The sequence below is a fragment of the Pseudoglutamicibacter cumminsii genome (assembly GCF_003143995.1).
In the GTDB taxonomy this organism is placed as follows: domain Bacteria; phylum Actinomycetota; class Actinomycetes; order Actinomycetales; family Micrococcaceae; genus Pseudoglutamicibacter; species Pseudoglutamicibacter cumminsii_B.
On record NZ_QFWG01000027.1, the window covers coordinates 1 to 767 of the forward strand.

Genomic DNA, 767 nt, shown 5'->3' on the forward strand with positions numbered 1-767 from the left:
CATCCCAGATTTACCCATCTACTCAAACGGAACAAAACCTGGGACACCTCAGGCAGCCTTTTTCAAACCAACGGGAAGACCCCTATGAGGAAGATCCCTGAGAATTAGTAGGAGACAACTCCATGGTTCCTTCAGGGCCTTCCTGTACCGACCATTGCTGATCGGCCGGGAACGCCTTCACATAGTCTGTCTTTCCAGAGCAGAAATCAACCTTCGAACGGCTCAACTCAACCGGCTGGGCATCATTTCCTTGTCCAAAGACCAACCACTGTCGCTGGTCCCCGGAGTCAGCATCCAATTGATCCACCACGTTTTTCATAGGGGCAGGCAGATCTGCAGAAGCCGAGGAATACGGGCACACCACTGCAACACGTTCCCAAGATTCCATGGGCGAATCCTGCTGTGGAAGCATCACAGTTTTACCAGGCTTCGCCTCAGAAATCAGCGTTTCCTCGTATGAACCTTGCGTAGCGCAACCAGCCATCAGCACGGCCAGAGCAGTCACAGGGATAATTTTCAAAGACAGTCGTTTAGTAGTTTTCATGCTCGCATTCAATGATTTTTAGAGGGTAACCAGCTTGTTCTGGTTGGCCAAAGACTTGCACTTAGCACTGCTCTTTGAAGCTGTTTTTGTGCCTTGCCTACCGATCGACCAGTCTTGTTGTTGGCTAGGTCCATCTTCTTTTCACGCGCCGGTCCGTTACGAACCGCTTCGTGATTTGAAGCAATCTTCATGGCACCATTCTCACCGATGCTGTGGCATTGTG

At 50.6% G+C, this 767-nt stretch carries 2 protein-coding genes; both read right to left on the reverse strand.

All coding sequences use genetic code 11. The annotated features are described in order from the left end of the window. Nucleotides 1-82: 82 nt before the first annotated feature. Nucleotides 83-544 carry a hypothetical protein gene (locus CAY35_RS09440; protein WP_141742424.1) on the reverse strand — a complete coding sequence of 154 codons (462 nt, stop codon included), beginning with the start codon at nt 542-544 and terminating at the stop codon, nt 83-85. Between the two features lie 8 nt (nt 545-552). Further along, on the reverse strand, nt 553-767 hold a 215-nt coding region (locus CAY35_RS09530; RefSeq protein ID WP_219930477.1), incomplete at its 5' end, for a DUF6973 domain-containing protein.

Excerpts from the sequence above, each read along its gene's own strand:
- CAY35_RS09440 (WP_141742424.1), bottom strand. The coding sequence starts at position 544 with ATGAAAACTACTAAACGACTGTCTTTGAAAATTATCCCTGTGACTGCT.